Raw genomic sequence first — 20,561 nt, 5'->3', positions numbered from 1 at the left:
AGTCGTCTCGGCCATAGCTATATCTCTAGAAGCTATAGCTATGAGGCCACCATGTATTCCATCGGCGATCTTTCAAAACACACCGGCGTCAAGGTGCCGACCATTCGTTATTATGAGCAGATGGGCCTGCTGCGTGCGGTGGAGCGATCCGAGGGCAATCAGCGGCGGTATGAAAAGTCCGACCTGGAACGTCTGGCCTTCGTGCGCCACGCCCGCGACCTTGGCCTCAACATCGAGGCCATCCGCGAATTGATTGCGCTCAGCCAGCACCGCGAAATGCCCTGCGACGGCGCCGACCGCATCGCCGCCGATCACCTTGCCGATGTCCGCGAAAAGATTGCCCGGCTGAAAAAGCTGGAACACGAACTGGAGCGTATCCTCTCCCATTGCGAAGGGCACTCGATGGAGGATTGTTATGTCATCCGGGCGCTGTCCGACCATAGCTTGTGCGAGCATGAGCATTGAAGCGTCAAAACCCACTTGACAGCTTTTCGATTCGAGCGCATTGAATCGTGCATGATCAACGCACGCGCACCCATTTCCTGCACGTATTTTTGGGCCTTCCTTTAAGGGCGGCTCGACAGATCACTTTGTCAACAAGCCGCCGTCAGGCGGCTTTGTTGTTTTCAAATGTCCTGACGGCGAAATTACCAAGAACCCGAAGGACGACTGAAATGAACGAGGATAGCCTCCTGACATTGCCCAGACCGCCGGTTGTCACCATTCGTGGTGCGCGTAAGGCTGATCTGCCCGAACTCAACGAGATGATTACCCTGCTTGCCGAACATCATGGTGATGCGGCGGCGATTACCGCTGCAAAGCTGGAACGTGATCTGTTTGGCCAGATTCCATGGATTACGGCGCTGGTTGCGGAAGCGGATGGTGATTTGATCGGCTACGCCATTCTGGTGCCGCTGTACCGCGCGCAGGAAGGCCGTCGCGGCATGGAGCTGCACCATCTTTTCGTGCGGGATGGACACCGTGGACACGGCACCGGCCAGCATCTGGTTGGCCGCGCCCGTGATGTCGCCAAGCGTTGCGGCTGTGATTTCCTTTCCGTGGGTGCCGCGACCGGTAATTTCGCCGCACACAAGTTCTACGAAAATATGGATTTCGTGCCCCGCCCCGTCACGGGTATGCGCTTCATGCAGGCGCTGGCTTAACGTCGTCGACGTATTCCATGGCGTTAGAATTGACGAAAAACGGTGCGCCTGTTCTCGACGTCATCCTCGGGCTTGTCCCGAGGATCTACGACTGTCAACAAAAACGATCGGTTGCAGATCCTCGGGACAAGCCCGAGGATGACGGCAGAGTGTTTGGCGAGGTCGGTCATCTATCGGATGACGCTACTTATCTGTTCGTGTCCCGGGCAACGGCTGAACACCCGTAAAATTGACGTCAGAACGTGGTCTTCCATAATCTGTGTGTGCCAAGCATTTTACGTCCCTACCCTCCTAAAAATAGCCATTTCATCGCGGCGCAACTTTCGTTAAGGTTGCATCGAGACCGGAAGTAACGGGCCGGTCTTGGGGCATAGAAACCCCTTACACAACGGTCGGTGTCGACCGTGATGACACCCCTCAGCCATATATATGTGTGGCTGAGGCGGTCCATTGTGACTATATAGCTCCGCTGCCTTTCTCTATGGCTGGGGAGGCCCTGTCGTATGTCCAAGGTTCACGCCTAAAGGTCAGGGTGGTCGTTTGTGTACGGCTTTCTAACTCCCCGGCCACCAGAGGTTTGTCCTCCGGTGGTCGTTTCCGTTTCAGCTTGATGGCTTCCCATGGCGCTACGCTCGCCGGGGGGGGCCGCCGATGGGAGACATGAAATGGAAAATTACAGCGTCTGGGCAGATCTGCTGCACACATTCCGCATGATGTCAGACAGTGTAAAGGTGCTGCTGATCTATATGCCCGGTGTTTTCGCTTTGAGTTTTGCGGCGCTCTATCTCTATCATTTACGGCAGCATGTTCGACCTGCAAGGCAGGAGCCTCAGCCTTACACCATCCTGCCACCGGAAAAGCCCGCGCCGCGCGAACATCTGCACCCCCGCGTCGAAACCATGCGCAATCTGGACAGCTCCATAAGAAACGTGGAGAGAGTGACGGGCAACGAAGGGCCACGCTGTTAAAGCGTTCTACGCAAAGAAGACCATCAAGGCCGCCGGTCCAGAACGCGGCAGGCGCGAAGCGGTCCTTCGGCGTGATCCGCCGTCATCGCACGCCTGCGATCGCGGCTGTTGATATGCAGGCTGCGGTCGGCAGGAAGCGAGAGCCGAGGTGTGTGCTGTTGCAGTGATTAAAGGTATGAAAGTATATCGGAAAGAGTGGCGCCATCTATGACGCCAGATGGCCAGCGTTCGAAAAGGCCCACAGTTCCCGTCAGTTTATTTCCGAGAATGTAATCAGTCGAAATCGCGCCGGTGAGCGTTCCATCAGCCCGGTCCATCGCAACCATACCCGCTATCATGCCACGCTGTTCATCATCTGGCGAAATAGGCCAGCCAAGAACCATTTTATCGTGATCTGTCAGGATGGCTCCAATATCGTAATGTGTCCACACGGTCCCATCTGGAGCCGTGTACATAGTCACGCCTTCGCTCGGTCCTGTTGTCTCACTCCACTCGTTCTCAGGGGAGGTATTGGCCCCGATATCAGAATCGGCATTTTGGACGAGCTCTTTTTCCAGAAACTGCCCAAAATCACAATCGCCTTTTTCCCGACGGGAACGCGACCCGCTAAGCTGAAGTGATCTTGTTGCGTCCACTCCTGAAACCGTCATATATAGTTCCCCACTTGGAAGAAGGTCTGGCCACCTTCTCATTAACGCAGTCATTGTACCGTGCAGTTACGTCACAGCTTTCAATGGAAGGTCGATTTAACAATCCGCCGCTGACGTTTCCTACTTTCATCTGAGACGTTATCTGGTGATCACTGGTGTAATTGCACCGGCTAGACTATCGCCTCCAACACATGTACCGCCGACCTGAGGTTACGGTCCGGGAGCCACCTCGATACCACTGACTATGGAATCCAAGGATATTCTCAACCTAAGCGCAATCTATCAAATTATAAATTTCTAAAGTAGAATTTATCAATTAAATTTCAATCAAAAGTAACTTTTAAATATAATTACGTCAATCTTTAGAGGCACTATCCTAATGATTGTTTTCAGAGCAACGCGAGCGTGAGCGGGTGCTAATAGCCGCTAGCTCCCATCCGCGCCGCCCTTTGGGTCTTTGTGAGACCATCAAGGCCGTCGGCCCAGAACGCGGCAGGCGCGAAGCGGTCCTTCGGCGTGATCCACCGTCATAGCGCGCCTGAGATCTCGGCTGTTGATATGCAGGCTGCGGTCGGCAGGAAGCGAGAGCCGTGTGATCTTGGTTGCGGCGGCAGTGAAAAACGCCTGCTCATTGGCTGCAAAAAATGCGAGGCAAGCCTCTTTAAGCGGCTCTGCGGCCAGCAGCGCCTTGAAGGCCAGCCGGTGCATGGCACAGGGCGCGCCATGACCGGGGACGGAAAAACGCAACGCATCGAGTTCATCACTCCATTCCGCTGCGTCCTTCCTCTTGTCGGGCATCGTCTTATTGCGCTGTCGCGTCGAAGCGCTTGAAGAAAAACCCGCTCAACGTGCCGAGAATAAGCCAGAAGACAAAGCTGGTGACGGTGGCAAGAACCACAAAACGACGCTCCAGCGGCAGAGGCGCCAGCGCATGTTCGCCCTCTGGCGGCAACGGCGCGCCGATGACGTGCGGAGCAACGATCAGCAGCACGGCCAGAATGGCTGCCCACGGTTCACCGCGTTTGAAGACGAGAAGTGCCAGACCACCCGCTGTTGCGGCGACGGTTGAAATCCACCAGATTTGGCGTGCGCCGAGTTCAGCGGCCGGGCTTCCCGGCAGTTCCGGCGGGAGGCCGATCATCGGGGCCAGCATGACGGCGGCAAAACCTGCAAGACCCCAGAACAGGCCTTCACGCCAGCCACCCTGCGATCCACGAAGGGAAATCAATCCCGTCAATACCAACGCATAACCGATAGCGGTCAGCACATTGGCGGCAATGGTATAGGCATTGCGCTCGAAACCATCGGCAGGCGCCCAGGCTTCGGCATCATGGTGGTGGTCTGCCGGCGTGGCGGCATCGTGGCTGTGGGCGGGAGCGGCTTCGCCACCGGCGTTTTCAAAAGTTTCCGCCTGAAGAATGAGCGGTGTGGTGCCGATGGCCTGCATGGCGCTGACGGCGAGACCCGCAATCAGCCCGACGAGGACGGCGGTAAAAACAATATTGCGAAAAAATGGCATGGCGTTTCCCCTTAATGGCAAGGGAAAGCGTTGGCGTGGCGCGTGTCATGCGCCGCATTGTGCACGGCCTCGACATGCGAAAAGCCGACAAAGCCAACGATGAACAGGCCGAGCACGGCTGCCGTCAGCGATTGCGTAATTTTCGATGTTTTGGAAGAGACGGCTGATGACGCCGTATTCTGCTGGATAGACATGGTGACCCTTTCCTGTGCGGGTGGGCGCATTGCTGATCAAAAGCCGCACGACCGCATTCAACTTTCACCACGGGGAAAGAGACACATGGTTTTAAAGGCCGGAATAATCCGACCTGCCAACCGTGCTGTTCCGGACACCCCGCCGGTATTGACGACACTTTCGTGATGGCAGGTCTCCTGGCTCACGGGTCTCGACCTTGAAAACACCTTCCCGACACGTTGATGCCAGTGGTTTTGCGTTTTCAGGCTATCCGCTCACAGTTGCGGGGGCAGCCACGAATGAAAGCAGACGCTTCTATCGTGTTCCCTTTTCACTTTCCGGGCGAACCCGGAAAGACCATCACGCTTGAGTTATCCGGCGCAACGTGGCGTGAGTCAATGACCAATCAACGCGAAGGCACCGCTTTGAGATAGGCCGCAATGGCGTTGCGGTCCTCTGCGGAAAGACGCGCCATGTTCTGCTGCACCTTGACCATGGACCCGCCGGCGCTATCGAAATCCGGTGTGAAGCCGGTTTCGAGATAATTGGCGATATCGTCCTTCGTCCACGAACCGATGGCTTGAGAGCCGGGCGTGATGCTGGGAATGCGTCCTTCCCCTTCCGGGTTCGGCCCACCGGCAAGCCATTGATCTTTCAGGAAACCACCCAGCGCATCGCGCGGCGTGTGGCACTCGCCGCAATGGCCCGGACCTTCCACCAGATATTGCCCGCGAACCACTTCGGCATCCGCATTGGCAATTTGAACGCGGGGCTGTCCCTTGTCGAAATACAGGAATTTCCAGCCGCCCAGCGACAGGCGCACGTTGAACGGAAACGGCAGATCATGCCCCGGCGCATCATTGGCGCTGGCGGGCAGCGTTTTCAGATAGGCGAAAAGATCGTTGATGTCCTGCGGCGTCATCCGCGCATAGGACGCATAGGGAAAGGACGGATAAAGATGCTCACCATCTTTGCCCACGCCCCGCGTCATCGCATCGCCGAATTCAGCGACCGTCCATGCGCCGATGCCGTGCTGTGGATCAGGCGAGATATTGGGCATGTGGAACGTGCCGAACGGGCTTGGCAACGGCTGTCCGCCGGACAGTGTTTTCAGCGCATCGCCCGTCGCATCCGGTGCGGCGTGACAGCTGGCGCAACCACCGGCCCAAAACAGCGTTTCGCCATTGGCAAGGTTAGGCTCACCCAGATTTGCCCAGTGGCTGGGTGCCTGCCGTTGCGGTGCCGTCACCCACATGAAAACGCCAAACCCGGCAACGCCCGCAATAACAGCGCCACCCGCCAGCTTCGCCCAGATGGAAGCCATCGCCGTCTCCGATTCTTCTCTATTCATCATAAAAAAGGTCCGCCAGTTAAGGCGGACCGCATGGAACCGGATTATTTCTTCAAACGATATGTCTGGTGGCAGCTGCTGCAATCTGCACCCAACAGTTTCAGGGTTGCGCCAACGCCGGCCTGATCTGTCGGCAATTGTGCTAGAACCGTATCGGCATCTGTGCCCAGCTTTTCGGACTTCGACTTGAAATCAGCAAAGTTCTGCCAGATGGCAGGGGCCGCTGCGCCGCCTTCAGAACCGGCAGGGAACTGGTCCGGAAACGCCTTGGCATTGGCGCTGATGGTGGTGACGGCAGTTTTGACCGCTTCGGCGTCAAAGGGCTTTTCACCCTTGGCAATGGCGCCCAGCGCGCCCATGGCACCGCCGATGCCCTTCATCAGTCCTTCGCGCTTTTCAACCTCGCCGGCTGCGGAAACCGCACCGGCGCAAAGACAGCCTATCAATAGGGATGCGGCAATGGTTTTAAGTTTCATGTCTCTCTCCTGGGTCCGGCACGCCGGCTGGTCTGTTGATGAACGAGAGAGAAGATGCCCGTTTCCCATGGCAAAAAGAAGTCACATTCCGGTGATTTTTGAAGCAAAATCAGACGCATATCATTGATGCCCGATACCCTCCCAAAGTGTGAAACCGGCCACCAGAACCAGCAATAGACCCGCCGCACGACCGATAAAAATCGTGATTTGGGGCGAGGAAATCAGCAAATCGCGACTTTTGCCCGCCGTGAGCGCCAAAGCACCATAAACCGCAAGCTGCGTTGCCGCCGTCATCAGCCCCATGATAAGGCCCTGTATCCAGATCGGCCCGTACACCGGCTTCAAGAATTGCGGGTAAACGGCCATCATGAAGAGGTAGGCTTTTGGATTGCTGAGGCACGTCACCATGCCGCGCCGAAAGGCCCGCCATGCGGATGCACTGGCATTCACCTCATCCCCCTCGATGACGATGGAACTGCGCATGAGGCCAATGCCGATCCAGATCATATAGCCAGCCCCGAACACCAGCAGGGGCGTGAACAGTACCGGAATGAGGCTGGCCAACAGGCCGATGCCGACCGCGCCATAAAGCGAATGCACCGCGCCGCCCGCCATGATGCCCGATGTCGCCGCCAGCCCCACCCTTCTTCCGCCGGTCAACGAACTGGCCAGCACGAACAGCATATCGATGCCCGGCAGAATGATGATGCCGAACAGCAGGGTGAAATAAAGCCAGAGGTTTTCGGTGTAGGTCATGTCAGTATTCCTAAAATGCGGCGGCGGGTGAAATTGATGATTCCACTTGTTTTCCAGTGAAATCCACCCGTTTATAGAAAAGGGCAACTGACAGCGTATTGTCAGTAGTAACAGTTGGTGGCGAAAGAAATTCATGCGCAAGGCATCCCGCCTTTTTGAAATCATACAGATTTTGCGGCAGGCGAAAAAACCGGTGACGGCGCAGCGCATTGCCGAGCAGCTGGAGGTGACGGCGCGCTCGGTCTATCGCGATATCGTTGTGCTTCAGGGGATGCGCGTGCCAATCGAAGGGGAGCGCGGTATTGGCTACATATTGCGACCCGGCTTCGACCTGCCGCCGCTGATGTTTACCATCGAAGAGACCGAGGCCATCGTGCTGGCGCTGGCCATGGTGGAGCGTGCAGGTGACAGGGAACTGGCGCAAGCGGCACAGCGGGTCAGCGGCAAAATTGCCGCGTCACTGCCGGACCCGCTGGGCCGCATTCTCTCCACCACGGCGTTACACGCATGGGGTTTTTCCGCGACATCAACCGTGATGGATCTGGGTCTCGTGCGCCGTGCAGTGCGGGATGAGGAAAAGCTGCGCCTGACCTACCGCGATGAGAGCGGCGCACAGACCGAGCGCGTTGTTCGCCCCATCGCCGTCATCTATTATTCGGAGGTCGCGAATATCGTGGCGTGGTGCGAGTTGCGCCAAGCCATCCGCAATTTTCGCGGCGACAGGGTTTTGGCCTGCGAAGTGACGGGAGAGCGCTTCAAAGGTGAAGGCGAAAGCCTGCGGCAATTGTGGATGAGCGGCTGGCAGACATACCAACCGCAAAGCTCAAAATGACAAAGTGCGACTGTCTTCCCGGCCAAAGCCGCGAATATCGATGCGGTCTTCGTAAACATCGGCAATGGCGAAGGTGTTTTCGTCTGGCGTATCCACCATGCCTTTGAAATTCACAAAATGCCTGGTGTCCAGCAGCCCGTAATTGCCCTCGTGATTATGACCGTTGAACCATGCTTTGACGCTTTTGTGCCGGTTCAGAAGCGTCAGGATTTCCGGTGCATCCCACATGTTATGGGCGTTTTCCGGGTAGAGCGGATAATGGCAAAACAGGATGACGTTTTCACCCGCCGCATCCGCCGCGTCCAGCGTATCAGCCAGCCAATGCAACTGTTCATCGCTGAAAGAACCGTTCCAGTCATGGGCGTTGATAGCACCCGCCTCTCTCAATTCGTTCAGCCGCTTCTCGGCCAGATCGCGCCTTAAATCACCGGGCGGCGGAGCAAACAGGCTGACATCATTGCCATCCAGCACCACGAAACGCATGCCCCCGAGCGCAAAATCATACCATGGCGATGGCATGTTCAGCCGCGCATGGATTTTTGCGAGATGTTCCGGCTCAACTGCGAAATCATGGTTTCCCGGCAGCAGGACGGAGCGGTGCTTGAGCTTGTCATAACAGGCCAGAATGGCGTCGAAACTCTCCCAGCCACGGTCGATGATATCCCCTAACGTCACGACGAAAGCGAGGTCTTGCGTGTTGAACACCTCAATCGCCTCTGCCAGCTTGGCCGGGCTTTGCGCATAATAACGGCCCATTTCCGGGCGCGGCGGGATATCGGCATATTGCGGATCGGCGACGATGCCGAAGGAGAAAAGCGGTGCGGATGTGTCTGTCATGATGCCCCCGCATAGGCCGGGTGAATGACACCCATATGACAGAACGAAAACACCCGGCGCTGAGGCCGGGTGTTCACGTCGATCAATCGTCGAAAGCTTACTTGGTAGCAGCCTCGTAGCGCTCCAGAACGTAATCCCAGTTGATGAGATTATCGACGAAAGCTTCGAGGTACTTTGGACGCAGGTTGCGGTAGTCGATGTAGTAGGAGTGTTCCCATACGTCGACGCCGAGGATTGGCTCTGCGCCGTGAACCAGCGGGTTTTCGCCGTTTGGTGTCTTGGAGATTTCGAGCTTGCCATCCTTCACGGAAACCCATGCCCAGCCAGAGCCGAACTGTGTTGTGCCAGCGGCGATGAAGTCGGCCTTGAACTTGTCGTAACCGCCGAGGTCAGACGCGAAAGCCTGCTCCAGCTTGCCCGGCAGCTTGTTTCCGCCGCCGTCTTTCTTCTGCCAGTTCCAGAAGTGAAGGTGGTTGTAATGCTGGGCTGCATTGTTGAACAGGCCAGCATGGGTGCCGAAGGACTTCTTGACGATCTCTTCCAGAGACAGATCAGCAAGACCTGCTTCCACAGCAAGCTTGTTGCCGTTGTCTACATAGGCCTTGTGGTGCTTGTCGTGGTGAAACTCAAGCGTTTCGCGCGATACGTAAGGCGCAAGCGCATCATAATCGTAAGGCAGTGCGGGAAGTTCAAAGGCCATGGTGTTACTCCTTGTTGCAGCGGCGTTGACCGCTCCTTGAAACCGTGTGCGCGGACCATAAAAGCCGACGTCAGTTGAGGCAACCTGTGAAATATCAAAATGTTCCGGCAAAAGAGAAAATTCGTCTCAAGTGGGCGCACTTGCGTACCGTTAATGGGCAAACGGTTCGCCCTGCCTGAATGCCGATGTCTCGATGCTAAAAACGCGGCGTCGCATCCGCCTCGCCCAGCGGGCGCTGCATCAAAACGATATCCAGCCAGCGACCATGTTTCCAGCCGACGGATTTCAGCGTGCCGACCATTTCGAAACCGGCGGCACGGTGGACGCCGACAGAAGCCGCGTTGTCCGAATCTCCCACCACCGCCACCATCTGGCGAAAACCGCGTGCGGTTGAGTCTTTGATCAAGGCCAGCAGCAGAGCTTTACCGATGCCGAGGCCTTTGCGGTCTGGGTCGACATAGATCGAATCTTCGACCGTTGCACCATAGGCCGGGCGGGCGCGGTGGGCACCGGCATAGGCGTATCCCGCAACCACACCGTCCACTTCCGCCACCAGATAGGAAAAACCGCCTGAAACCAGTGCTTTGCGGCGCTCGATCATGGTTTCCACGGAGGGTGGCTCCAGTTCGAAGCTGGCTGTGCCGTGCAGCACCGCGTGGCTGTAAATTTCGGTAATGATGACGATATCGCCCTCTTCGCAGGGGCGGATGGTGACGACGGGTTTGGGATGGGAATGCATTTCAATGTCCTGAGGTATTTTCACGCAAACAGTTTGCACCAGAGAGAAACCAAAATAAAGATTATCCATCTTATGCAAACCATAAGGATTTCTTTGTTTATGGATTTCGATCTCAAGCAGCTTCGCAGCTTTATCGATGTGGCGGATCTGGGCAGTTTTTCAGCAGCGGCGGACAAGGTGGGCGTCACCCAACCGGCGATCAGCCTGCACATTCGCCTGCTTGAAAAACAATTGGGGACACGGTTGATCGAGCGTGTGGGGCGGCGTGCGCAACCCACATCGGCGGGTCGCGATCTGCTTGTCCATGCGCGACGGATTGCGGAGGATGTGGCGCAGGCCATAGAGGCCGTGGCTCCGCACCGCAGTGACGCGACCGGACGCTTACGGATCGGCACCGGCGCGACCGCGCTTATCTACTTTCTGCCCGCCATTCTTGGCCAGATTCGTCATGCCATGCCGGGCATCGAGATACAGGTTCAAACCGGCAATACGCCGGATATTCTGCGGCTTCTGGAAGACAACAGTGTCGATGCGGCCATCGTGACCCTGCCCGCCAGCGGGCGCAGCCTTGATATGCTTGAAATCCATCAGGATGAACTGGTGGCGATATTTCCGGCCGATGCGGATATTCCACCCCGTGAAATCACGGCCGATTTTCTGTCGACCCAACCGCTGCTGTTATACGAAGGCGGCAACACGCGGAGACTGGTGAATGAATGGCTGAAAGCCAGCGGCAAGCGGGTCAAGCCGGTGATGGAACTGGGCAGTGTGGAAGCACTGAAAAAACTGTGCGAAGCTGGCCTTGGGGTTGCCATCATTCCCGCCATGGCCATGCAGCATAACGCTACGTCCTCGCCACTCGTCGTCCGCCCTCTTTTCCCGAAACTTGAGCGCACACTTGCACTCGCCTTGCGCCGGGACAAACATATGACCGCGCCGTTGCGGGCGCTTTCATCCGCCATCAACCGCCCGTCAAAAGCTTGATGGCAATGAGCCACATGGTCAGCGCGATTACCCCTTCCAGCACCCGCCATGCGGCGGGGTTGGCGAAGATGGGGCGCAGCCAGCGAGCGCCGTAACCGAGGCAGAAGAAGAACGCAAAAGAGGCCGTGACCGCGCCAGCCCAGAACGCCGTTTCGGCACCAGGAAACTGGGTGGAGATGGTCCCGAGCAGCACGACCGTATCCAGATAGACATGCGGGTTGAGCCATGTCAGCGCAAGGCATGTGGCGAGCGTGGTGGATAGGGAAACGGCATTCCCCGAGGCTGCGACCAGCACATGCGACGAGCGCAGCGCCGATTGCAGACTTTTGGCACCGTACCAGAACAGAAATGCCGCGCCCGCATAGCGCATCGCGGGTTCCAGTGCCGGCATGACGGCGGATATCTGCCTAAACGCGGTGATGCCGACGGTGATGAGGATTGCATCCGACACGGCACAGGCGAGGCACACGGCAAAGACGTGATCGCCCCGCAAGCCCTGCCGCAGCACGAAGGCATTCTGCGCGCCGATCGCGACAATCAGCGTCAACCCCATTGTCAGACCCGTTATATAAACCGAAAAATCCATGCCCTGCCCTCAATTTGCACTTTCGGTAGGTGGCGCCAACACATTAATCCAGTTAAATATGCTTACACGAGTTAAGTCAGGCTAATGTCATGCTGGATTATGCGGCGCTGCGTGCGGTGGCCATGGTGGTGCAAACGGGCAGCTTTGAAAAAGCGGCGATCGTGCTGCATGTCACCCCGTCTGCCATTTCCCAACGGGTCAAGCAGTTGGAAGAACGGCTTGGGGCCGTTCTTATTCTGCGCGGAAACCCCTGCACGCCGACAGAAAAAGGTGAATGGGTCTGCCGCCACATGGAGCATGTGGGCATGTTGGAAACCGAGCTTTTCGGCCAGCTGCCATCGCTTCTGGCACCGGAGCAACCGGGGCAGAAGGTCACGCTGCACATTGCCACCAATGCCGATAGCCTTGGCACATGGTTTCTGGAGGCGGCGTCCGGCTTTGCAAAGACCTCGGGTTATTTATTGAATATCGCGGTGGATGATCAGGACCATACCGCTGAATGGCTGCAACGCGGCCGCGTTCTGGCCGCCGTCACCAGCCTTGAAAAGCCGGTGCAGGGTTGCCGCGTCACACCCTTGGGTTCGCTTCGCTACCACGCAACGGCCAGCCCGGAATTTATGGAGCGGTATTTCGCTGGCGGCGTGACGACAGCGCGGCTGGCGCAAGCTCCGTCAATAACCTTCAACCAGAAAGACCGGCTGCAACAGCAATGGATTTCGCAGGTTTTTGGCGTGCCGGTGGTTCACCCCACCCATTGGCTGCCCTCCACACAGAGCTTCGTAGATGCCGCCCTTCTGGGCATGGGCTGGGGCATGAACCCGCATCTGTTGGTGAAAGACCACCTTGCCACTGGCCGTTTGGTGGAGGTTATGCCGGATACGCCGCTGGACATTCCACTGTACTGGCAGGTCAACAGACTGGCGGCGGATGGGCTGAAGGAGTTGACGCGGGCGGTGGTGGATGTGGCGCGGGGGGAGTTGGTGCAATAAGCTTTGCGGCACATACATCCGTCATGCCGGGCTTGACCCGGCATCCAGCAGCACCGCGTCTGCGGCGCGAAGACCCTTCATCACCGCGCGGACGCGCGGTGGCTGGATCCCGGATCAAGTCCGGGATGATGGAGAAATAGTGAAAACCTCACTCCGACTCAGATGTCGCAGCCCCGGCCCATTCCAGATACAAATCCAGTGCCTTGCGCGCCACGGGACCGGCCTGCAACTCCCGCTCATCCAGCTTTGTCACCGGCGAGACCTTGGAGTAGTTGCCGGAGCAGAAAATTTCGTCCGCATTGCGGAAATCCTCGACCGAAAGCGTGGCTTCGCGCACCTCGAAACCGGCCTGGCGGAGCAGACCCATGACGCGGGAGCGGGTGATGCCGGCAAGGAAGGTGCGGTTGGGCACGGGCGTAAACACCACGCCGTCTTTCACCATAAAGACGTTGGAGGATGCGGATTCGGCGACGTTGCCATTCATGTCCAGCATCAGCGCGTTGTCGAAACCACGGGCGCGCGCTTCCAGAATGGCGCGACCGCTGTTGGGATAAAGGCTGCCAGCCTTGGCATCGGTCATGGCCGTTTCCGGCGACGGGCGGCGCAGTGATGATACGGTGAGGGTAACCGGCGCTCCGGCATCCATCGGCGCTTCGAACAGGCAGAGCGCGAAGCGGGTGGATTCGGCATCGGGTGCTACGATGCTGCCGCGTGTGCCATGTTCGGCCCAATACATCGGCTTGATGTAAATGGCGATATTGCCGTCGAATTTCGTGACACCTTCCAGCGCCAGCTGCTCGATTTCCTCAGGCGTCATGGTCGGCTTCATGCCCATGTTGATGGCAGAGCGGTTGACGCGCTGGCAGTGCAGGTCGAGGTCCGGTGCCAGACCGTTGAACCAGCGTGCGCCGTCGAACACCGTGGATGCCAGCCACATGGCGTGCGAGGTTGGCCCAATCAGCGGCGGGTTGCCGGGCAGCCATTGACCATCCACATAAGTCCAGGTGGTGGAACGGGGTGCGGTATCGACGGACATGGAACTCTCCTTAAGCTTATGCGGCTGGAATGAATGCTGCCGCACCCTGTGCGTCAAGACCAAATTCAGCCGATCTATGAAATTGATGGAAAGTTGCAGAAAATCGGCCCCCTGCTTGGATTTTATTGCGCCAAGCCAAAAGCAGGAGCGATACACTCATCACAAGTTTTGATAGGTCAGCCTCTGGCCGATGCCACAGCGCCATGCCATCCTTGGCGCGTGATAAGGGAGATCGCCATGGTTTGGTCCGCGCAGCAATATCTGAAGTTCGAAGATGAGCGCACCCGCCCTGCCCGCGATCTCTTGGCGCAGGTGCCGCTGGAGCGGCTGATCACCGGATATGATCTGGGCTGCGGGCCTGGCAATTCCACCGAGCTTCTGGCCGAACGCTTTGGCGTCAACGTCATCACCGGCATCGACAGTGACGAGGATATGCTGGAAAAGGCACGCATTCGGCTTCCCAATACGGAGTTTCAAAAGGCCGATATTGCCCGCTGGAAGCCGACACAAAAAGCGGACCTGTTTTACGCCAACGCGGTTTTTCAGTGGGTGCCGAACCATATCGACGTGCTGGTGGCGCTTATGGACCAGCTGAAACCCGGTGGCGTTCTGGCCGTGCAAATGCCGGATAATCTAAACGAACCAACGCACATTGCGATGCAGGAAACCGGCGCCTCCGGCCCGTGGAAACATGCAATTGAGAACGCAAATTTGCGCCGGCAACCCTTGCCCTCCCCCGTCGATTATTTTGACCGGCTTTCGCCAAAATCCGCCCGGGTCGATGTCTGGCACACCGTGTACAACCACCCCATGCGCGACGCACAGGCCATTGTGGAATGGGTGAAAGGCACGGGCCTTCGGCCTTATCTCGACACGGCGGGCGAAGAAAACCGCGCCGCTCTTCTGGATGATTACCTGAAACGCATCGACGCCGCCTACCCGCCCATGGCGGACGGGCGGCGGCTGTTGCGTTTTCCACGGCTGTTCGTGGTGGCCACGAAAAGTTAAAGCGTGTCTCGCAAAAAAGTGCAGCCGTTTTGCGATAAAGACATGATTTAGTCGTGAGGGGCGTAAACGCGCAGGCGGTGCCCGTCAGGATCGGCGGCGAGAAATGTATAGCCAAAATCCACAAGCGCCGGGGATTGCAGAATGGGCAACCCCTTCGCCACCCACGCCGCATGGTGCTGATCCACCTCTTCGTCCTTTTCCACCTGAAAGGCCAGTTCCGTGCCGCCGCCCGTCACGGAAACGGTCGGTTCTGCCGTGTGGCGGGACCACAGGCCGAGCTTCAACCCCGATTTCAAAATGAAAAGCCCGAACGTCTCAGACGCCTCGACGGGTTTGATGCCAAGCAGGGTCTCATAAAAAACGGCGCTTTTGACCGGGCTATCAACGAACAAAATTGTGAAATATGGGTTTGTCATCTGTCTGTCTCCTTTGTGATGATGAGGAGACACTAGCGCGGCCTACTGTCAGTTTTTGTCAGCAGCCTTGACTTGCCTGCTGCGCCATTCCTTCAAAAGAGACTGACGGCTGCGGCTGTATTTCGTGGTCAGCGGCTGAAAGGACGTGATGCGATCTGCCCGAAAGCTGCGAAAATCCTGTCGCAGCTCACACCAGGCCACGACCACCCGCACCTGATCGAAAAACGCCAATGCGAAGGGCCAGATGGTGCGTTTCGAACTGCGCCCGCCTTCGTCGCCGTAATCGATATCCGCTCTCAACTGGCTGCGGATCGTCGCGCGAACAGCGGATAGATCGACGTGATCCATGTCCAGCACCTTGCCGGGGCCAATCAGCAGCGTGGAATTTTCCAATTCTTCGGAAAGCTCTTTCGGCAAAACGGCGGATATTTTTGCCAGTGCGGCTCGCGCAGCCGCTGCCATCGGTCCATCCGCCCGGCCCGCCACCCAGCGTGAGCCCAGCACCAGCGCTTCGATTTCCGCTTCGCTGAACATCAAGGGCGGCAGGAGATAACCGGGGCGCAACACATATCCCACGCCCGCTTCGCCTTCGATGTTGGCACCCTGCGACTGAAGCGTTGCGATGTCGCGGTAAAGGGTTCGCAGGCTGACACCCGTTGCTTGCGCCAGTTCCGCACCGCTGACCGGCCTGCGGTGTGTGCGCAATGTTTGCAGAAGATCAAGCAGGCGTTGGGAACGGGACAAGGGACACTTCCTGATGGGCGACAACTATTTTAGAGACAACTGATGCATTACAGACATCAGTATATTGATAAAACATATTCACCAGACGTTAGTTATCTAAAGAAACGAGTTTTCAATTTTACTTGTTTATGCTTTTCGAAAGTTCAGCTTCGGGGGCGAAACGTGCGAAATTTTTGGCGTGACAGATCAGGTAACTTCGGTGTTCTCACGGCATTGCTCGTGGTGCCGATTTTCGGCTCCGCCGGTGTCGCGCTGGATATCGGCCAGGCCATGGCGGTGAAGTCAGATTTGCAGAACGCCGCAGACGCCGCCGTTCTGTCATCGGTCGCCAAAATGTCGGCTCATGTTGAAGCGGCGCGGAAAATGTCTGGTGATGGCAAAATCGTACTGCCAGACGATGAGGCACTGAATTTTTTCAAAAGCGACACCGTGGGCCGTGAGGATTTCGAGGTCGACTCCGTCGAAGTTTCGGTAGAGAAAAAAGGTAACCTCGTAGAAGCGGTCGTGACCTATCAGGCCACGGTCAACACCACGCTGACGCGGTTGCTGGGCAAAGAGTTTGTCACCGTTTCCGGCAGAGCCACTGCGAAATACGAGACGGAAATGTTCAGCGATTTCTATCTGCTGCTCGACAACACGCCGTCCATGGGTGTGGGCGCCACGCCTGCGGACGTCTCCAAACTGGTGGCCAACACCAGCGATAAATGCGCCTTTGCCTGTCACATCGTCAAAGACGGCGTTGCAGACCCGAACAGCTATTATTTCAAGGCAAAGCAGCTTGGCGTCACAACGCGCATCAACGTGGTGGCAAAGGCGACAGCCAGCCTGATGGACACCGCCGTCGACGCCAGAAAAAGCAGCAACCAGTATAGAATGGCCGTCTACACTTTCGGTGAAAAGGCCGAAGACACCAAACTTCTGGAAGTCGTGCCGCTGACCACCGATCTGGCGGTCGCGAAAAAGAAGGCAAGCGGCATCGATCTCATGTCCATTCCGCAGCAGGGCTACAACAACGACCAGCAGACGGATTTCGACCGCGCCCTGACGCAGATCACCGACAAGATGGGCAAGCCCGGCAATGGCACAAGTGCAGCCACGCCCGACAAGGTCGTATTCTTCGTGTCGGACGGCGTCGGCGATAGCTACAAGCCTTCAAGCTGCACGAAAAAGACCACCGGTGGCCGCTGTCAGGAACCCATCGACACCAAGTTCTGCGCAACGTTGAAGGACAAGGGTTACCGGATCGCGGTGCTGTACACCACCTACCTGCCTTTGCCGACAAACAGCTGGTACAACACCTGGATCAGCCCTTTCCAGACCCAGATCAGCAGCAAAATGCAGGAATGCGCCTCCCCCGGCCTGTTTTTCGAAGTCAGCCCCACGGAAGGCATCACCGAAGCCATGTCGGCGCTGTTCAAACGGGTTATCACGTCGCCCCGTTTGACGAGTTGAGTTGCCATAGGCTCCTGTTATCTGCGTTGAAGCCGATGAGAGGAGCCTTAACATAACGAGCGACGGAATAGACATTCGAGCCCGTGACCTACAAAAATATCAATCCTAGATTTAATTTTTCAATGATAAATTTTAAGATTGCATAAAACACTTTATGCGCGCTAATCTCCAGCAGTACACGATTTTAGGTTGGAACTGGGATGAAGATTTTAGAACCCAAAGCATCAAATAAAATCAATTTTTCAAACAAGTTAAAGTTTGGCGTCACTGGCTTTAGTTGCCAGTGACCTGCCCCAACCAAAATCAACATCCTTTGAAAATTCGCGTGTTGCATAACGCCAGAGTGTATTGACGTAACCATTCGGCGAACGTGCCCGCACGAGATACGGACGCAGCAGGCCTGAAGCTGGAACCCAAGGCTGCCGCGCCCGCCTGAAACCGGCGAATAATTCGCCGGCAACCTGAGGAAAAGCAAAATGGCATTCAACGGAACGTCTGGCAATGACATCATGGACTACAGTGCACATCCGTATGGGCCACCTGCGGATTGGCCAGAGGTGCAGATATGGCTCACGATCAATGGACTTGGCGGCAACGACACCATTTATGGCAGCCCGTTCAAAGATGACATTTACGGCGGCGACGGCAGTGATACGCTCTACGGCAATGCCGGAAATGATTCACTCGATGGCGGCGCAGGAATTGACAATCTCTTCGGCGGCGAAGGGAATGATTGGCTTCGCGGAGGCGAGGGCAATGATAATCTCGACGGCGGGAACGGCGACGATTGGTTTTTTGGCGATAACGGCAATGATACAATTTACGGTCGTGCTGGAGATGACACGGTGGTTGGCGGTGCCGGAAATGACGTCATCTGGGGCGGCGCGGGAAATGATGTCATATTTGGAGAGGCGGGTGCCGATATTATGCGAGGCGAAGCCGGAAATGATCGCCTTTGGGGCGGAGCGGGAAACGACACATATTACTTTAGTGGTCAGGGACAAGACATTATTAACGATGGCTTAACGAGTAGTGGAAGCGTGAGGTCGGATACAGCATACGATACCGCTGACAGGCTTGTTGTCAGCTATACGTCGAATGAGATTGAATTCTACACCTCTTTAGAAAACCAAAACCTCTTGATCACCTCGGCAATCGACGCCGCGGATGGCCTCATCGAAAACTACATTGTCATTGAAAATTTCTTTGCAGGGGGACACTACGCTATTGAAAGTCTACAAACAGCGAATGGTGTTTATAATTTCTCAGATATATTCCCTACCGCATTCGCAGCTTAAATTTTGAACATAACATAGATGAAGGCAGTATATTTTTGGATATACCGCCTTCATTCTCTAAAAATTGACTGACAGATTTAAATTTTTTCCATGTATATTTAATAGTTATTTTTCTCTAAGTACTCCATCCTATCCCGCTGAATATCATGATAACTGGAGTATATCTTTTGAAACTCTTCATATAAGGGGTCGTTTTTCAGTAACTCATTATCCGTCTTTTGATCAATCTGGAATTCAGAAAACGAAAAATCCGGGTGATCATTTTCAAGCTTGGTCTTCAGCGAGTCAATAGTGCGCACTTCGCCCTCTAAATAGACTTGGAATTGATCTTCCGGCAATTCTGCGAGGCGATAACCGGCAGATGGATTTTTCTCAATGAAATCGGCAAGGCTCAAAACCGACATGAGACTTGTGATCGCTATAGGGCCATGCGAGGCGGATGCGGCGACAAAGCCGTTGCCATTAGGGGTCAAATTTTCATCACTTCCGACCAGTTCACTGAATTCTTGAGTACCTCCTGCACCAGTTTGATCTTTGCCAGAGGAACCAGAGTTTACCGTGCTATTCGAATACGTTGCTGCCGCAATTGATGTCATTTTGAAAACTCCCAAATTGTTATTGAGGGAGGTTGACACACGAAGCTTGCCTCAACCTAGAATTATATTTTTGTAAATAACAATCGTAATAAACGGCACTTTATTCACGTATCCCGACATGAAAACGGAAGACTTAATGAACGCCCTCCGCTTTTCGCAATTTTAATTCGAAATCAAGCGAACTGGCTAGGCCCCGCAACGGGCGCGATAATCCGCCCCACCAACGCATCCGGCTTTCAGCTTTATGTCGTGCAACTGGCAAACCGTTTCCGTCCCGGCGCTGTCGATGTGGCGGGCGCTCTGGGTCTTACCATTTTCAGCGGTTCGCTGGACCGTCGCACCGTAAAGTTTCAACAGCCCGCTTGAACTAACTCCGCGCTGATACACTTAATAGAAGCGTCCATCCTGCCCCGCACATGCGGGGCCACCTCCCACAATGGAGACTACCATGCAGACGATCAACGCCAATGGAGCCAATATTCCGGCTCTGGGTTTCGGAACATTCCGTATGCCGGACGAGGATGTCCACCGCATTCTGCCGCAGGCGCTGGCGCTTGGCTTTCGCCATGTCGATACCGCGCAGATTTACAAGAACGAGGCTTCGGTCGGTGATGTCATCGCCAATTCAGGCATTGCGCGTGGCGACATTTTCCTCACCACCAAGGTGTGGGTGGATGAATACAAGCACGACAAGTTCATCGCATCCGTGGATGAAAGCCTGAAAAAGCTGAAAACCGACTATGTCGATCTGCTTCTTCTGCACTGGCCCAAAAGCGATGTTCCGCTTGCGGAACGCATCGGCGCGCTGAACGAGGTTCATAAGGCCGGAAAAGTGCGCAATATCGGCATTTCCAACTTCAACGTCGCGCTGCTGGAGGAATCGGTCAAGCTCTCAGACGCGCCGATTGCCAACAACCAGATCGAATATCACCCCTATCTGGACCAGAAAAAAGTGATCGAAGCCGCGCGCAAACACGGCATTTCGACCACCGCCTACTTCCTGATGGCAGACGGCAAGGTGCCAAGCGATCCGGTTTTGAACGACATCGGTGCCAAACACGGCAAAACCGCCGCGCAGGTGGCCTTGCGCTGGGCTGTCCAGCAGCCCGATATCATCGCGCTTTCCAAAACGGCAACCGAAAGCCGCCTCAAGGAAAACTTCGATATCTTCGATTTCGAACTGTCCAGCGGTGAGATGACAGCCATTCACGGCCTGGCAAAAAGCGGCAGCCGCATCGTCAACCCCGGCCATCTGGCGCCGGAATGGGATAACTAGGCCTGGGTTAA

The 20,561-nt window shown here is 56.1% G+C and carries 25 protein-coding genes and 1 riboswitch; of the genes, 10 read left to right on the top strand and 15 right to left on the bottom strand.

What is annotated here, in order from left to right; genetic code table 11:
• Positions 1 to 51 precede the first annotated feature (51 nt).
• The 3 genes from RMR16_RS02645 to RMR16_RS02635 all read left to right on the top strand — a co-directional run bounded on the left by RMR16_RS02645 (position 52) and on the right by RMR16_RS02635 (position 2,131).
• The gene (locus RMR16_RS02645) at positions 52 to 465 is read left to right on the top strand and encodes a MerR family transcriptional regulator (protein ID WP_320199494.1); all 414 of its coding nucleotides are present in this window, start codon (positions 52 to 54) and stop codon (positions 463 to 465) included.
• Positions 466 to 674: 209 nt separating this feature from the next.
• Complete coding sequence (locus RMR16_RS02640; protein WP_320199185.1) at positions 675 to 1,163, top strand: GNAT family N-acetyltransferase; 489 nt, start codon at positions 675 to 677, stop codon at positions 1,161 to 1,163.
• 665 nt (positions 1,164 to 1,828) lie between these two features.
• Positions 1,829 to 2,131, top strand: coding sequence for a hypothetical protein (locus RMR16_RS02635; protein ID WP_320199184.1), 303 nt, complete (start codon positions 1,829 to 1,831; stop codon positions 2,129 to 2,131).
• Between the two features lie 167 nt (positions 2,132 to 2,298).
• Here the strand turns inward: RMR16_RS02635 and RMR16_RS02630 are convergent, their stop codons facing one another.
• From RMR16_RS02630 to RMR16_RS02600, 7 genes are all read right to left on the bottom strand, one after another.
• On the bottom strand, positions 2,299 to 2,781 hold the full coding sequence (locus RMR16_RS02630) for a hypothetical protein (protein ID WP_320199183.1): 483 nt from the start codon (positions 2,779 to 2,781) through the stop codon (positions 2,299 to 2,301).
• A 468-nt stretch (positions 2,782 to 3,249) separates the two neighbouring features.
• Positions 3,250 to 3,579 (bottom strand): hypothetical protein, encoded by a 330-nt coding sequence (locus RMR16_RS02625; protein ID WP_320199182.1) that lies wholly within the window; start codon positions 3,577 to 3,579, stop codon positions 3,250 to 3,252.
• Between the two features lie 4 nt (positions 3,580 to 3,583).
• The gene (locus tag RMR16_RS02620) at positions 3,584 to 4,300 is read right to left on the bottom strand and encodes a CbtA family protein (RefSeq protein WP_320199181.1); all 717 of its coding nucleotides are present in this window, start codon (positions 4,298 to 4,300) and stop codon (positions 3,584 to 3,586) included.
• Between the two features lie 11 nt (positions 4,301 to 4,311).
• A complete protein-coding gene (locus tag RMR16_RS02615; protein WP_320199180.1) occupies positions 4,312 to 4,494 on the bottom strand; it encodes a CbtB domain-containing protein in 183 nt (60 codons plus the stop codon).
• 150 nt (positions 4,495 to 4,644) lie between these two features.
• Positions 4,645 to 4,851, bottom strand: a riboswitch (cobalamin riboswitch).
• Between the two features lie 29 nt (positions 4,852 to 4,880).
• A complete protein-coding gene (locus RMR16_RS02610) occupies positions 4,881 to 5,798 on the bottom strand; it encodes a cytochrome c (protein ID WP_320199179.1) in 918 nt (305 codons plus the stop codon).
• Positions 5,799 to 5,869: 71 nt separating this feature from the next.
• Positions 5,870 to 6,301, bottom strand: coding sequence for a c-type cytochrome (locus tag RMR16_RS02605; RefSeq protein WP_320199178.1), 432 nt, complete (start codon positions 6,299 to 6,301; stop codon positions 5,870 to 5,872).
• Positions 6,302 to 6,421: 120 nt separating this feature from the next.
• Positions 6,422 to 7,057, bottom strand: coding sequence for a LysE family translocator (locus RMR16_RS02600; protein WP_320199177.1), 636 nt, complete (start codon positions 7,055 to 7,057; stop codon positions 6,422 to 6,424).
• A 133-nt stretch (positions 7,058 to 7,190) separates the two neighbouring features.
• Between RMR16_RS02600 and RMR16_RS02595 the strand changes: the two genes are divergently transcribed.
• On the top strand, positions 7,191 to 7,889 hold the full coding sequence (locus RMR16_RS02595) for a helix-turn-helix transcriptional regulator (RefSeq protein ID WP_320199176.1): 699 nt from the start codon (positions 7,191 to 7,193) through the stop codon (positions 7,887 to 7,889).
• Here the strand turns inward: RMR16_RS02595 and RMR16_RS02590 are convergent.
• The 3 genes from RMR16_RS02590 to RMR16_RS02580 form a co-directional block, all read right to left on the bottom strand.
• Entirely contained in the window at positions 7,881 to 8,726 is an 846-nt protein-coding gene (locus RMR16_RS02590) for a metallophosphoesterase (protein ID WP_320199175.1), read from the bottom strand. The genes RMR16_RS02595 and RMR16_RS02590 overlap by 9 nt on opposite strands.
• A 97-nt stretch (positions 8,727 to 8,823) precedes the next feature.
• On the bottom strand, positions 8,824 to 9,426 hold the full coding sequence (locus RMR16_RS02585) for a superoxide dismutase (protein ID WP_320199174.1): 603 nt from the start codon (positions 9,424 to 9,426) through the stop codon (positions 8,824 to 8,826).
• Between the two features lie 196 nt (positions 9,427 to 9,622).
• Positions 9,623 to 10,165 (bottom strand): GNAT family N-acetyltransferase, encoded by a 543-nt coding sequence (locus tag RMR16_RS02580; protein ID WP_320199173.1) that lies wholly within the window; start codon positions 10,163 to 10,165, stop codon positions 9,623 to 9,625.
• A 99-nt stretch (positions 10,166 to 10,264) separates the two neighbouring features.
• Here RMR16_RS02580 and RMR16_RS02575 point away from each other — a divergent pair, with 99 nt between their 5' ends.
• Complete coding sequence (locus RMR16_RS02575; protein WP_320199172.1) at positions 10,265 to 11,149, top strand: LysR family transcriptional regulator; 885 nt, start codon at positions 10,265 to 10,267, stop codon at positions 11,147 to 11,149.
• Here RMR16_RS02575 and RMR16_RS02570 read toward each other — a convergent pair.
• The gene (locus RMR16_RS02570; RefSeq protein WP_320199171.1) at positions 11,127 to 11,735 is read right to left on the bottom strand and encodes a LysE/ArgO family amino acid transporter; all 609 of its coding nucleotides are present in this window, start codon (positions 11,733 to 11,735) and stop codon (positions 11,127 to 11,129) included. The two genes, RMR16_RS02575 and RMR16_RS02570, sit on opposite strands and share 23 nt — an antisense overlap.
• An 89-nt stretch (positions 11,736 to 11,824) precedes the next feature.
• On the opposite strand from RMR16_RS02570, the gene RMR16_RS02565 reads away from it, so the two are divergent.
• Positions 11,825 to 12,724 carry a LysR family transcriptional regulator ArgP gene (locus tag RMR16_RS02565; protein ID WP_320199170.1) on the top strand — a complete coding sequence of 300 codons (900 nt, stop codon included), beginning with the start codon at positions 11,825 to 11,827 and terminating at the stop codon, positions 12,722 to 12,724.
• A 148-nt stretch (positions 12,725 to 12,872) separates the two neighbouring features.
• On the opposite strand, the gene RMR16_RS02560 is transcribed toward RMR16_RS02565, so the two are convergent.
• Positions 12,873 to 13,760 (bottom strand): branched-chain amino acid aminotransferase, encoded by an 888-nt coding sequence (locus RMR16_RS02560; RefSeq protein WP_320199169.1) that lies wholly within the window; start codon positions 13,758 to 13,760, stop codon positions 12,873 to 12,875.
• A 237-nt stretch (positions 13,761 to 13,997) separates the two neighbouring features.
• Here RMR16_RS02560 and tam point away from each other — a divergent pair, with 237 nt between their 5' ends.
• Entirely contained in the window at positions 13,998 to 14,768 is a 771-nt protein-coding gene (gene tam / locus RMR16_RS02555; protein ID WP_320199168.1) for a trans-aconitate 2-methyltransferase, read from the top strand.
• A gap of 47 nt (positions 14,769 to 14,815) precedes the next feature.
• Here tam and RMR16_RS02550 read toward each other — a convergent pair whose 3' ends face one another.
• Positions 14,816 to 15,184, bottom strand: coding sequence for a VOC family protein (locus tag RMR16_RS02550; RefSeq protein ID WP_320199167.1), 369 nt, complete (start codon positions 15,182 to 15,184; stop codon positions 14,816 to 14,818).
• A 48-nt stretch (positions 15,185 to 15,232) separates the two neighbouring features.
• Complete coding sequence (locus RMR16_RS02545; RefSeq protein WP_320199166.1) at positions 15,233 to 15,928, bottom strand: helix-turn-helix transcriptional regulator; 696 nt, start codon at positions 15,926 to 15,928, stop codon at positions 15,233 to 15,235.
• A 162-nt stretch (positions 15,929 to 16,090) separates the two neighbouring features.
• Here RMR16_RS02545 and RMR16_RS02540 point away from each other — a divergent pair, with 162 nt between their 5' ends.
• Both RMR16_RS02540 and RMR16_RS02535 read left to right on the top strand, forming a co-directional pair.
• Positions 16,091 to 17,380 (top strand): TadE/TadG family type IV pilus assembly protein, encoded by a 1,290-nt coding sequence (locus RMR16_RS02540; protein WP_320199165.1) that lies wholly within the window; start codon positions 16,091 to 16,093, stop codon positions 17,378 to 17,380.
• A 476-nt stretch (positions 17,381 to 17,856) separates the two neighbouring features.
• Entirely contained in the window at positions 17,857 to 18,678 is an 822-nt protein-coding gene (locus RMR16_RS02535) for a calcium-binding protein (RefSeq protein ID WP_320199164.1), read from the top strand.
• Between the two features lie 98 nt (positions 18,679 to 18,776).
• On the opposite strand, the gene RMR16_RS02530 is transcribed toward RMR16_RS02535, so the two are convergent.
• Positions 18,777 to 19,274, bottom strand: coding sequence for a hypothetical protein (locus RMR16_RS02530; protein WP_320199163.1), 498 nt, complete (start codon positions 19,272 to 19,274; stop codon positions 18,777 to 18,779).
• 448 nt (positions 19,275 to 19,722) lie between these two features.
• On the opposite strand from RMR16_RS02530, the gene RMR16_RS02525 reads away from it, so the two are divergent.
• Positions 19,723 to 20,550, top strand: coding sequence for an aldo/keto reductase (locus tag RMR16_RS02525; protein ID WP_320199162.1), 828 nt, complete (start codon positions 19,723 to 19,725; stop codon positions 20,548 to 20,550).
• The last annotated feature ends 11 nt before the right edge of the window (positions 20,551 to 20,561 follow it).

It is taken from the genome of Agrobacterium sp. rho-13.3 (assembly GCF_033957765.2).
GTDB lineage: Bacteria > Pseudomonadota > Alphaproteobacteria > Rhizobiales > Rhizobiaceae > Agrobacterium.
Note: the sequence above shows the minus strand (reverse complement) of the source record. Positions and strands in the feature narration are given on the sequence as shown.

Bases quoted from the DNA above. Each gene is read 5' to 3' on its own strand.
- RMR16_RS02645 (WP_320199494.1), top strand. From the start codon at position 52: ATGTATTCCATCGGCGATCTTTCAAAACACACCGGCGTCAAGGTGCCG.
- RMR16_RS02640 (WP_320199185.1), top strand. From the start codon at position 675: ATGAACGAGGATAGCCTCCTGACATTGCCCAGACCGCCGGTTGTCACC.
- RMR16_RS02635 (WP_320199184.1), top strand. From the start codon at position 1,829: ATGGAAAATTACAGCGTCTGGGCAGATCTGCTGCACACATTCCGCATG.
- RMR16_RS02630 (WP_320199183.1), bottom strand. From the start codon at position 2,781: ATGACGGTTTCAGGAGTGGACGCAACAAGATCACTTCAGCTTAGCGGG.
- RMR16_RS02625 (WP_320199182.1), bottom strand. From the start codon at position 3,579: ATGCCCGACAAGAGGAAGGACGCAGCGGAATGGAGTGATGAACTCGAT.
- RMR16_RS02620 (WP_320199181.1), bottom strand. From the start codon at position 4,300: ATGCCATTTTTTCGCAATATTGTTTTTACCGCCGTCCTCGTCGGGCTG.
- RMR16_RS02615 (WP_320199180.1), bottom strand. From the start codon at position 4,494: ATGTCTATCCAGCAGAATACGGCGTCATCAGCCGTCTCTTCCAAAACA.
- RMR16_RS02610 (WP_320199179.1), bottom strand. From the start codon at position 5,798: ATGGCTTCCATCTGGGCGAAGCTGGCGGGTGGCGCTGTTATTGCGGGC.
- RMR16_RS02605 (WP_320199178.1), bottom strand. From the start codon at position 6,301: ATGAAACTTAAAACCATTGCCGCATCCCTATTGATAGGCTGTCTTTGC.
- RMR16_RS02600 (WP_320199177.1), bottom strand. From the start codon at position 7,057: ATGACCTACACCGAAAACCTCTGGCTTTATTTCACCCTGCTGTTCGGC.
- RMR16_RS02595 (WP_320199176.1), top strand. From the start codon at position 7,191: ATGCGCAAGGCATCCCGCCTTTTTGAAATCATACAGATTTTGCGGCAG.
- RMR16_RS02590 (WP_320199175.1), bottom strand. From the start codon at position 8,726: ATGACAGACACATCCGCACCGCTTTTCTCCTTCGGCATCGTCGCCGAT.
- RMR16_RS02585 (WP_320199174.1), bottom strand. From the start codon at position 9,426: ATGGCCTTTGAACTTCCCGCACTGCCTTACGATTATGATGCGCTTGCG.
- RMR16_RS02580 (WP_320199173.1), bottom strand. From the start codon at position 10,165: ATGCATTCCCATCCCAAACCCGTCGTCACCATCCGCCCCTGCGAAGAG.
- RMR16_RS02575 (WP_320199172.1), top strand. From the start codon at position 10,265: ATGGATTTCGATCTCAAGCAGCTTCGCAGCTTTATCGATGTGGCGGAT.
- RMR16_RS02570 (WP_320199171.1), bottom strand. From the start codon at position 11,735: ATGGATTTTTCGGTTTATATAACGGGTCTGACAATGGGGTTGACGCTG.
- RMR16_RS02565 (WP_320199170.1), top strand. From the start codon at position 11,825: ATGCTGGATTATGCGGCGCTGCGTGCGGTGGCCATGGTGGTGCAAACG.
- RMR16_RS02560 (WP_320199169.1), bottom strand. From the start codon at position 13,760: ATGTCCGTCGATACCGCACCCCGTTCCACCACCTGGACTTATGTGGAT.
- tam (WP_320199168.1), top strand. From the start codon at position 13,998: ATGGTTTGGTCCGCGCAGCAATATCTGAAGTTCGAAGATGAGCGCACC.
- RMR16_RS02550 (WP_320199167.1), bottom strand. From the start codon at position 15,184: ATGACAAACCCATATTTCACAATTTTGTTCGTTGATAGCCCGGTCAAA.
- RMR16_RS02535 (WP_320199164.1), top strand. From the start codon at position 17,857: ATGGCATTCAACGGAACGTCTGGCAATGACATCATGGACTACAGTGCA.
- RMR16_RS02530 (WP_320199163.1), bottom strand. From the start codon at position 19,274: ATGACATCAATTGCGGCAGCAACGTATTCGAATAGCACGGTAAACTCT.
- RMR16_RS02525 (WP_320199162.1), top strand. From the start codon at position 19,723: ATGCAGACGATCAACGCCAATGGAGCCAATATTCCGGCTCTGGGTTTC.